This window comes from Burkholderia sp. Ax-1720, from assembly GCF_011753035.1.
Classification (GTDB): domain Bacteria; phylum Pseudomonadota; class Gammaproteobacteria; order Burkholderiales; family Burkholderiaceae; genus Burkholderia; species Burkholderia gladioli.
Genome location: NZ_VWWK01000429.1, coordinates 1 through 1,274 on the forward strand (window position 1 = coordinate 1; position 1,274 = coordinate 1,274).

1 protein-coding gene is annotated in these 1,274 nt (G+C 63.9%); it reads left to right on the forward strand.

Features of this window, described 5'->3' with window-relative positions:
* Positions 1-12: 12 nt before the first annotated feature.
* A partial coding sequence (locus F3J18_RS37420) for an amino acid adenylation domain-containing protein (RefSeq protein ID WP_345892553.1) occupies positions 13-1,274 on the forward strand: 1,262 nt, incomplete at its 3' end.

A 1,274-nucleotide genomic window follows, 5' to 3' on the forward strand; every position in this document is an offset into this window, starting at 1 on the left:
CTCATGCCGGAGGTGATCGCGGTCGAGTTCGAGAGCGAGCGCCTGAGCTACGGCGAACTCAATGCGCGGGCGAATCGCCTGGCGCATCGGCTGATCGCGGCGGGCGTGAGCAAGGACGATCGCGTCGCGATCTGCGTGGAGCGCGGTGTCGGCATGATCGTCGGCCTGCTGGCCGTCCTCAAGGCCGGAGCCGGTTATGTGCCCCTGGATCCGGCTTATCCGGCCGATCGTCTGGCTTTCACGCTGGGCGACAGCGCACCGACGGCCGTGCTGGTCCAGGCCGATACGCGTGACGTGCTCGGCGAGCTGTCGATGCCGGTGTTCGATATCGATGCGCCGAACCAGGACATGCCCGGGAGCAACCCGGTAGTGGATGGCCTCGACGAAAAGAGCCTGGCCTATGTGATCTACACCTCGGGCTCGACGGGGCAGCCCAAGGGCGTGATGATCGAGCACCGCAACGTGATTCGGCTATTCACGGCAACCGATGGGTGGTTCAACTTCGGTAGCGACGATACCTGGACGCTGTTCCACTCGTTCGCCTTCGATTTCTCGGTCTGGGAAATCTGGGGCGCGCTGCTGCACGGCGGCCGTCTGGTGGTGGTGCCGAAGCTGGTGAGCCGCTCGCCGCAGGAGTTCTATCGTCTGGTCTGTGAGCGCGGCGTGACGATGCTGAACCAGACGCCGGGTGCGTTCCGTCAACTGATCGCGGCACAGGCCGACAATGAAAGCGAGCACCGCCTGCGGCATGTGATCTTCGGCGGCGAAGCGCTCGACGTGAGCATGTTGAAGCCCTGGTACGCCGATTCGCGTAACGGCGCCTGCCAGTTGATCAACATGTACGGGATCACGGAAACCACGGTCCACGTGACCTATTGGCCGTTGACTGCCGAAGGCGGCCACGCGGCCTGTATCGGCCGACCGATCCCTGATCTGTCCGCCTATGTGGTGGATGCAAACCTGAAGCCCTTGCCGATTGGCGTGGCAGGCGAACTCTGCGTTGGCGGAGCGGGTCTGGCGCGTGGCTACCTGAATCGTCCCGAACTGACGGCGGAGCGTTTTATCCGCAATCCGTTCAACGAACGAGAGGACGCGCGCCTGTATCGCACGGGAGATTTGGCGCGTTTCCTGCCCGATGGGCGGCTCGAATACCTGGGCCGTATCGATACACAGGTGAAGATTCGCGGCTTCCGGATGGAGTTGGGAGAGATCGAGGCGGCGCTGGCAGCCTTGCCGGGCGTTCGCGAATCGCTGGTGATGGCGCGCGAGGACGA